The organism is Herbaspirillum sp. UBA812, assembly GCF_002296545.1.
In the GTDB taxonomy this organism is placed as follows: Bacteria; Pseudomonadota; Gammaproteobacteria; order Burkholderiales; family Burkholderiaceae_D; genus Herbaspirillum; species Herbaspirillum huttiense.
Genome location: NZ_DBIC01000131.1, coordinates 1 through 7,563, shown reverse-complemented (window position 1 = coordinate 7,563; position 7,563 = coordinate 1). Strand labels below are relative to the sequence as shown.

The following is a 7,563-nucleotide window of genomic DNA, read 5'->3' as shown; positions in this document are numbered from 1 at the left end:
CTCAGCTGCCAGGGCGAACGGTCCTGCTGCCAGCGGCCTTCCTGGCCGTTGACCACATCGCCGTGGCCATACATGAGCACCGTCACCGCGTCCGCCGATTCGATGCGGCGCGCCAGCAGCAGTGGCGGTGCGCCTTCCACCGGATTGGCAATCTGCTGCGTCTCGAAGCCCAGCGCGGCCAGCGCCGGTGCGATCTCTTCGCGCAGGTAGGCGGCCAGTTCATCGGCACGTGCGGCGTTCTGGCTTTCGGTCGGCAGCGCGATGCGGCGTTGCAGGTCACGCTGGAAACGGCCCGAATCGAAATATTCGGCGGCCAGGCGAAGGGCGGTGCTGCGGGACATGGAGGACTCCGGGTGAACTGTCATTGGAGACGATTCTAGGAGCCGACATGGTTTCCAACAATGTCAATTTTTAAAACACTGCTTTCGCAAATTGGCAAAATGATTTATCGTGTTTTTCAGCGCGTTCCAGCCCAAGAAACGTGCATGAATTGCGCTTCAACGCGGTTATTTCGTGCATCTTCATCCGCGCGCACCAGGATGGCCTTGCGCAGCTTTGCAAGGTTTCTCTTCATTGTTTGCCGAATTCAGAAAGTCATTTCTGCCATGCAAAGTACCGCGCTCCGCTATTTCTACCAGGTCGGCCGCACCGGCTCCCTGACGGCTGCTGCCGAACGGCTGCACGTGGCCGTCTCGGCGGTGAGCCGCCAGATCGCCAAGATGGAAGAAGAAACCGGCGTGCCGCTGTTCGAGCGCCGCGCGCGCGGCATGGTGCTCACACCCGCTGGCGAAGTGCTGATGGCTTTCGCGCGGCGCAATCTGCTGGAGGTGGAGCAGGTGATGGCAGAGGTGAAGGGACTGCACGCGGTCGGCCAGAGCGTGGTCACGCTGGCCTGTTCGGAGGGTTTTGCCTGGGACCTGCTGCCCAACGTGATGGCGCACTTCCGCGAGCAATATCCCGGCATGCAGTTCAAGCTCAACGTGGTCGGCGCGGCCAAGGCATCGCAGATGGTCATCGATGGCGAGGCCGACATCTCGGTCACCTACAGCCTGGGCCCGGTGGAAGGGCTCAATATCGCCTACCGCGAATCGGGACCCATCTTCGCATTGATGCGGCGCGACCACCCGCTGGCCGCGCGCAAGCTGCTGTCCTTGAACGATCTTTCACCTTACCCGCTGGCCCTGCCCGAACAGGGCTCCACGGTGCGCCAGCTGTTCGACATCGCCTGCGGCATGCGCGGGCTGCTGTTCGCGCCGGTGTTCACCAGCCATTCGCTGGGCGCGGTCTACCGCTTCACCGCCCGCTCGCCGGATACGGTGGCGCTGGGCGGCTTCCTCACCGTGCAGGAACGCGCCGAGGAAGATGCCATGGCCCTGGTGCCGATGGCCGAGAGCGAACTGCACCAGCGCACCCTGCAGGTCCAGACCATGGCCGGGCGCAAGCTGCCGCCGGCGGTGGCGGCCTTCATCGATTTCCTGGTGGCGGCGATCCGGCAGATCCGCACGCGGCACGAACTGGGCGCGCTGCAAGCCGACAAATGAGGCATCCATGCGACGCTTGCCCCGCGGCAAGCCACGCAGAAATGGCAGGATCCGGCGCTGCATGAGAAAATGCCGGTCCTCCGCCCGCACGCAGCCTTCCGCCCCTGTCCCCTCCGGATATGGAGGAGCGGCAACATTGCTCGTCCGGCAGCAACAGCCTACCGATTGAAGGAATACCCCATGAACGACATTGCCGCTGCAGTGCAACTGTCCGACCTCGCCGACCTCGATGCTTCCTCCGCCCAGGAACAGGAAGAACGCGGCCAGCCTGAAGTGACCGCGCGCGGTTCGCGCCGCTTCGAGCTGCTGGAAAAGAACATCCGCCGCCTCACCGGCCGCGCCATCGCCGACTTCGACATGATCCGCGACGGCGACGTCATCATGGCCTGCATGTCCGGCGGCGCCGACAGCTACACCATGCTGGACACGCTGCGCTACCTGCAGACGGTGGCCCCGGTGAAGTTCGAGATCATCGCCGTGAACCTGGACCAGAAGCAGCCCGGCTTCCCCGAGCACATCCTGCCGGAATACTTCGAGCGCATCGGCGTGCCCTATCGCATCGTCGAAGAAGACACCTACAGCATCGTCAAGGAAAAGATCGCCCCGGGCAAAACCACCTGCTCGCTGTGCTCGCGCCTGCGCCGCGGCATCCTTTATCGGGTGGCCAAGGAACTGGGTGCGACCAAGATCGCGCTGGGCCATCACCGCGATGACATCCTGCACACCTTCATGCTCAACATGTTCTACGGCGGCAAGATCAAGACCATGCCGCCCAAGCTGATCGCCGACGATGGCGAGAACGTGGTGATCCGCCCGCTGGCCTACGTGCGCGAGCCGGACATCAAGAAGTACGCGGCCGCCATGGAATTCCCCATCATCCCCTGCAACCTGTGCGGCTCGCAGCCCAACCTGCAGCGCCAGGCCATGCGCGAGATGCTCAACCAGTGGGAAAAGACCAATCCCTTGTGGATCAAGAGCATGTTCACGGCCATGGCCAACATCACGCCGTCCCACATGCTGGACCGCAGCCTGTTCGACTTCACGCATTTCACCGCCGGGGCCGGCAAGGAAGCGCAGGGCGATACCCTGTTCGACCGCGACGACAAACTGGACCAGGGCCAGTCCGTCATCAATCTGGTCTGAGCACGCGAGACGCTGCGGCTCATTGTGGCGTCTCGCAAAACCTTAGTCCGGCGAGACACTGCGTTCCACCTCATCCGTAGGAAATGCCCTTGTGGCGCGGCTTTCGCGCCCATTGCCGATTCCCGCAGGCTGATGCAAAAGTAAATTTTTGTTGTCATATGGCTATAGTCGGGGATTGGGCATCAAATACCCTCCTCTTCCACGCTTGAAGGCGAAAACACGCATGTTCTAATCTGTCCCATCGCAATGGCGTGCCGCGAGGCCGCTTTGCCAGGGAAAGAAAAAACATAACCATGCAGTCGTGGTTTCGCAGGGAAACGTGGTTTCGGCCAGTGTCACGGCCGGCCTGCGTGGTATCGCCATCCGCGTGATTGAACGGCTTGCCGCCGTCATGCCTCTGCACCCCGAACGACTCTCTGCCATACCGTGTATGAGGCTGCCTGATGGCTAACTTTTGGCGCGACAAGCGCGTTTTCATCACCGGTCACACCGGCTTCAAGGGAAGCTGGCTGACCCTGTGGCTGCACCTGATGGGGGCCAAGGTGAGCGGCTACGCGTTGCCGGCACCGACCAATCCCAGCCTGTTCCATCTGGCGCGCTTGCAGAACTGTGTGCAGACCACCATCGGCGACGTGCGCGATCCGCAGCACCTGGCCGAGACGCTGGCTGCCGTGCAGCCCGATGTGGTGTTCCACCTGGCGGCCCAGCCGCTGGTGCGCGACTCCTATGCCACGCCGGTCGATACCTACGCCACCAATGTCATGGGCACCGTGCACCTGCTGGAAGCCGTACGCCATACGCCCAGCGTGCGTTCGGTGGTGGTGGTCACCAGCGACAAGTGCTACGAGAACCGCGAGTGGCTGTGGGGCTATCGCGAAGACGATCCCATGGGTGGCCACGATCCCTACAGCAGCAGCAAGGGCGCCGCTGAACTGGTGACTTCCGCCTATCGCCGCTCCTTCTTTGCCAGCAATCCCGACAACACCGTCGGCATCGCCAGCGTGCGCGCCGGCAACGTGATCGGTGGCGGCGACTTCGCGGCCGATCGCCTGATTCCCGATTTCGTGCGCGCCCTGGAAAAGGAAGAGCCGGTCGTGATCCGCAATCCGCACGCGGTACGCCCGTGGCAGTTCGTGCTGGAGCCGCTGTCGGGCTACCTGCAGATTGCCCAGCTGCTCTACGAGCAGGGCGGTGCGTTTGCCGAAGGATGGAATTTCGGGCCGGCCGATACCGACCTGCAGACCGTGAGCCAGCTGTGCGCCACCTTCAATCATTCGCTGCAGAAGAATGACGCGGGCCAGGTGGAAGTGCGCCTGGAGACCCAGGCCAACGGACCGCACGAAGCCGCCCTGCTGCGCCTGGATATTTCCAAGGTGCGCCAGCGCCTGGACTGGATTCCGAAGATGGAGCTCTACACCGCGCTGGAACTGACGGCGCAGTGGTACGCGGGTTACCTCAACAACGAGGACCTGCGCACGCTCTCGGAAAACCAGATTGCCTTCTATCAAAGCCTGAACTAAGTCCGCAAAAGACTAGCCCCCGCCGGATCTGCTCCGGCGAGGGCTTTGTTCAATATCCCATCTTTCTGATTTCAGCCATGGTCTGCGTACGCAGGATCAGGCGTTCGAATTCGTCCGACCATTCCCGCGTGAGATTCTTCAGCAGCAGGCTCTTGCCGGCACGCGTGACGCGGCGGCGCACATCCTCGTTGTGCAGCACCGTCTGCAGATTCGAGCACAGCAGATCGATGTTGCCGACCGGATGCATCAGGGCGTTGACGCCATGCTTGAGACCGATGTGGCGATAGGTCTCCAGATCGGAGAGGCAGACCGGCACATCCAGTTCGAAGGATTCCCAGATGGTCAGCGGCTGTGATTCGCTGGAGCTGGCCAGCACGTAGGCATCGGCCGAGGCCAGGTAGCGCAGGGCTTCCTCGTTGGGCTGCTCGCCCAGGAAGCGATAGCGTTCCGGCAGCGCTTCGGAGAGCTTGCGCGCGCCCTCGCCCAGCTGCAGGTACTTGCCGATGAAGACCACCTCGATGCCCGCACGCTGGTCGCTGCTCATGGCATTGACGGCCATGATGGTGTCTTCCATGCGCTTGCGCGGCTCGATGGTGCCGATGCAGACGATGCGCTTCTTGTCCTTGGGCTTGGGTTGCAGGTCTTGCTGGCGGTAGATGGCGTCGTTCCAGAACGGCAGCACGTGCACCATGGCCGGGCTGTCGAACAGGAAGCTGCCATAGACCAGGCGCTGGAATTCGGTCTGGAAGACGATATGCGAAGCGCTCTTGAAACCCTGTGCCATGTTGGGATAGCGCAGCAGCAGGTCGCGCCCGATCTCGGCTTCGTGGATCCACCAGATCACCGGGCAGCGTGGCGCCATTTCCCCCACCAGCGCCCCCGAGAGGATGCAGTTGGATACGATCACGTCGGGATCGCCCGCCAGGTCCTTGACGATGGGCACGCCCATCGCCTCGAACTGCTTGCGCACTTCACCCTGGCCATCGATACGCGGCAGGACCGACACCTCATGGTTCTGCACCAGCCGCTCGGCCAGACGCAGCATCGCGGTGCTGGCACCGGTGGTGTAGAACTCATCGTTCAACAGAAGAATCTTCATGCACTTTCCAGGAAGGGTCGGGCTGGGCCGGACCGGTTGTCATTATTGGTTCTATTGGTTCTGTCAGTTCATCAGTCGGCTGCCCGCTCGCATCGCTACGGCCTCCTGCAGAGGTGGGCAGTCGCAACGCGCAGGCGAGACTGCGCAGCTTGACATGGTAAGGGGGAGCCGTGCGCATAAAGACCGGAGTAAACCGCCAAAGGCCCCTCAACTTCCTCTTTTGCGACGATGCGCAGCGATGCGGATGCTGGCGTGCAGGGGGCGCGTGCTAGACTTTTGGCTTTTCTTCGCTCCTCTTCGCTGCCACTCATGAACATCGTCATCCTCGCCGCCGGCATGGGCAAACGCATGCAATCCGCGCTGCCCAAGGTCTTGCATCCGCTCGCCGGCAAACCCCTGCTGGGCCATGTCATCGATACCGCACGCCAGCTGGCACCGACGCAACTGTGCGTGATCTACGGCCACGGCGGCGATGCCGTGCCCAAGGCCTTCGCCGGCCAGGGCCTGTCGTTTGCCCTGCAGGAACCGCAGCTGGGCACCGGCCACGCCGTCATGCAGGCCGTGCCGCATCTCGATGATGGCGCGCCCACGCTGGTGCTGTATGGCGATGTACCGCTGACCACGGCCGCCTCGCTGCAGCGTCTGCTGGATGCGGCCGGCCAGGACAAGCTGGGCGTGCTGACCGTGACCCTGGACAACCCCACCGGCTATGGCCGCATCGTGCGCGAGGACGGCCAGATCAAGCGCATCGTCGAGCAGAAGGATGCCAGCGAGGCCGAACGTGCCATCCGCGAAGTCAACACCGGCATCATCGTCGCGCCCACGGCGCGTCTGCGCCAGTGGCTTGCGAAGCTCTCCAACAACAACGCGCAGGGCGAGTACTACCTGACCGACGTGATCGCGGCCGCCGTGGCCGATGGTGTGGAAGTCGTCTCGGCCCAGCCCGATGACGTGGCCGAAACCCTGGGCGTGAACAGCAAGGTGCAACTGGCCGAGCTGGAGCGCGTGCACCAGCGCAACATCGCTCACGGCCTGCTGGAGAAGGGTGTCACGCTGGCCGACCCGGCGCGCATCGATGTACGCGGCTCGCTGGAATGCGGGCGCGATGTGAGCATCGACGTCAATTGCGTTTTCGAAGGCCAGGTCAGCATTGGCGAAGGCAGCAGCATCGGCGCCCACTGCGTGATCCGCAATGCCCGCATCGGTGCCGGCGTGGCCATCAAGCCCTTCACCCACATCGAGGACGCCGTGGTCGGTTCGGGCGGCCAGATCGGCCCCTACGCACGCCTGCGGCCCGGCACCGAACTGGCGCAGGATGTGCACATCGGCAACTTCGTCGAGGTCAAGAACAGCAACGTGGGCGTAGGCAGCAAGGCCAATCACCTGGCCTACGTGGGCGATGCGGATGTGGGCAGCGGCGTCAACGTCGGGGCCGGCGTGATCACCTGCAACTACGACGGTGCCAACAAATTCCGCACCATCATCGAAGACGGCGCCTTCATCGGCAGCGACACCCAACTGGTCGCCCCGGTGCGCGTGGGCAAGGGAGCCACCATCGGTGCCGGTACCACGCTGACCAAGGATGCCCCGGCCGATCAGCTGACCTTGTCGCGCGCCAAGCAGCTGTCGCTGGCGGGATGGCAGCGGCCGGTCAAGATCAAGAAGTAAGCGCGCCGGGCCGCGCGCCCTGTGGACAACTCCAACTCGGGGGTGGTTTCAGGGCGATATGAAGGAAAAAGCCCGTCAACACGCTACTTCCTGACTTATCCACAGGCCAACACGGCCGAAACCTGAAGGTTTCGGCCGTTTTTCATGGGGCGTCAGCAGCCGCGCCGAGCGGGATGGCCGTCTCGAACTTGCTGCGGTGGATGGAGAAATAGCTGCGCACATTGCGCACGTTGCGCTGGGAGGCGAACAGCCGGTGCGCCAGTGCGTGGTAAGCCGGCATGTCGCGCACCAGCACCACCAGCACGAAATCCGGCCCCGGCGAGACCCGATAGCACTGCTGCACCGCCGCCTCCCCCGCCACCAAGGCCTCGAAGGCCTGCTGCTCTTCCTCGCCCTGGCGATCCAGCGTGATCTCGACCAGTGCCGTGAGCGTGGACGCCAGTTGGGCCGGATCCAGCAAGGCGACCTGGCGCGCGATCACTCCGGCGTCGACCAGCCGCTTGACGCGGCGCAGGCAGGTCGGCGGCGAGGCATGCACCTGGGCGGCCAGCTCCTGGCTGGTCTGGCCTGCATCACTCTGCAGGGCGTTCTG

Annotated in this window: 6 protein-coding genes and 1 pseudogene; 4 read left to right on the top strand and 3 right to left on the bottom strand. The window is 63.5% G+C overall.

What is annotated here, in order from left to right; translation table 11 throughout:
- Positions 1 to 341: pseudogene (locus B3873_RS08280) on the bottom strand (M20 peptidase family dipeptidase); the annotation flags it as partial.
- Between the two features lie 264 nt (positions 342 to 605).
- Here B3873_RS08280 and B3873_RS08275 point away from each other — a divergent pair.
- The 3 genes from B3873_RS08275 to rfbG all read left to right on the top strand — a co-directional run bounded on the left by B3873_RS08275 (position 606) and on the right by rfbG (position 4,204).
- Positions 606 to 1,541, top strand: coding sequence for a LysR family transcriptional regulator (locus B3873_RS08275; RefSeq protein ID WP_034332256.1), 936 nt, complete (start codon positions 606 to 608; stop codon positions 1,539 to 1,541).
- A 180-nt stretch (positions 1,542 to 1,721) separates the two neighbouring features.
- The gene (gene ttcA, locus B3873_RS08270) at positions 1,722 to 2,684 is read left to right on the top strand and encodes a tRNA 2-thiocytidine(32) synthetase TtcA (RefSeq protein ID WP_199900276.1); all 963 of its coding nucleotides are present in this window, start codon (positions 1,722 to 1,724) and stop codon (positions 2,682 to 2,684) included.
- Positions 2,685 to 3,127: 443 nt separating this feature from the next.
- Positions 3,128 to 4,204 carry a CDP-glucose 4,6-dehydratase gene (rfbG, locus tag B3873_RS08265; protein ID WP_199725041.1) on the top strand — a complete coding sequence of 359 codons (1,077 nt, stop codon included), beginning with the start codon at positions 3,128 to 3,130 and terminating at the stop codon, positions 4,202 to 4,204.
- A 49-nt stretch (positions 4,205 to 4,253) separates the two neighbouring features.
- Here rfbG and B3873_RS08260 read toward each other — a convergent pair whose 3' ends face one another.
- Positions 4,254 to 5,303 carry a glycosyltransferase family 4 protein gene (locus B3873_RS08260; RefSeq protein WP_034332253.1) on the bottom strand — a complete coding sequence of 350 codons (1,050 nt, stop codon included), beginning with the start codon at positions 5,301 to 5,303 and terminating at the stop codon, positions 4,254 to 4,256.
- Positions 5,304 to 5,612: 309 nt separating this feature from the next.
- Between B3873_RS08260 and glmU the strand changes: the two genes are divergently transcribed.
- Positions 5,613 to 6,971 carry a bifunctional UDP-N-acetylglucosamine diphosphorylase/glucosamine-1-phosphate N-acetyltransferase GlmU gene (glmU, locus tag B3873_RS08255; protein ID WP_286865194.1) on the top strand — a complete coding sequence of 453 codons (1,359 nt, stop codon included), beginning with the start codon at positions 5,613 to 5,615 and terminating at the stop codon, positions 6,969 to 6,971.
- A gap of 142 nt (positions 6,972 to 7,113) precedes the next feature.
- Here glmU and B3873_RS08250 read toward each other — a convergent pair whose 3' ends face one another.
- Complete coding sequence (locus tag B3873_RS08250; protein ID WP_286865199.1) at positions 7,114 to 7,554, bottom strand: Lrp/AsnC family transcriptional regulator; 441 nt, start codon at positions 7,552 to 7,554, stop codon at positions 7,114 to 7,116.
- Between the last annotated feature and the right edge of the window lie 9 nt (positions 7,555 to 7,563).